General features: G+C 70.7%; 1 protein-coding gene. It reads right to left on the reverse strand.

Annotation, left to right across the window (positions count from 1 at the left end; all coding sequences use genetic code 11):
• Positions 1-1,080, reverse strand: a 1,080-nt coding sequence (locus ACFYML_RS36600) for an IS1380 family transposase (RefSeq protein WP_387425017.1), incomplete at its 3' end; no start/stop codon positions are given.
• Positions 1,081-1,156: the final 76 nt, after the last annotated feature.

A 1,156-nucleotide genomic window follows, 5' to 3' on the forward strand; every position in this document is an offset into this window, starting at 1 on the left:
GCGGTCTTCGACGCGGGCGTGGGCGCGGTGGCGGGCTTCCAGCCACTGCAAGGCGCCGACAGCGGTGTTGGTGACGAACGCGGTGTAGCGCCAGCCGTCGCGTTCCTCGAACAGCGACAACTGTGCACCGGGGTGTGGTCGTTCCCGACGCACGATCACCCGCATGCCGGGCGGCCAGCCGGCCAGGGTGAGCAGGCCGGTCAGCTCCGTGACCTGAGCACCGTCGCGGATGCCGCCGTCGGCGGCCAGGGCCGGTGACCAGGCCGCTGTCGGCAGCGCGGCGATGGCGGCGCGTTCGGCCTCGCCGATCGACCAGCCAAGGGAGTACTCCACGACCCGGCCACGCTTGCGGCCTTGCGCTGTCAGCCAGTCCAGCACGGCGTGGGTGGCGGCGGCAGAGTCGCCACGCACCAACAGGTTCCTGCGGCGGGTGGCCGGGACCTGCGCGAAAGCCTCGGCCAGCACGGTGAGGTGATCGACGGCGGTGTTCGCTCCGGCATTGCCGGGCCGCAGCCGGATCGCGAGCAGTTCACCGGTGTTGTCGCAGGTCACCAAGATCGGATGGAACCCGTAGGTGTGCTTGTAGGTGGCCGCGGCGCCGTCCTTGTCGCTGTGGGCCAGGACGATCGTGGAGTCCACGTCCAGCACGACGAGGCCGTCTCCGAGGCTACGGCCAGCGGCACACGCGGCCGGGACCTGCCCGAACAACGCCCACACCCGAGCCCGGACCTTCGCCCGTGCCCGGCTGATGCGCCGCACCTGCACGTCGCCGATCTCGTCCAGGGCCCGCCAGCATGTCGCCGGCGACGCGACCAGGCCGAACACCTCGCCCTGATGACGCAACATGTCGATATCCGCGATCGCCTCACCGCCGTCAGCGACCGTCACCGCCAGGTCGACCAGCACCCTGCCCCGGTCCCGCCCCGGGACGAACCCCCGCCGGGCCACCGCCACCGACAACGCCTGCGTCAACCCGCAGCGATCAGCCAGCAACCGCAACAGCGCCGCACCCACGTGCGACACCACGCCACCGCCACCGACCTCGACGGACAAGCCCTTCGACCACTGGGTAATCTGCACCTACGAAGTGCCTCTCACGCGGGGAACCTGCACGACTCGACACCGGGCAGTTTTCCTTACGTGGCAGGCACTTCGC

The sequence above is a fragment of the Micromonospora sp. NPDC007230 genome (genome assembly GCF_042869115.1).
Classification (GTDB): Bacteria; Actinomycetota; Actinomycetes; order Mycobacteriales; family Micromonosporaceae; genus Micromonospora.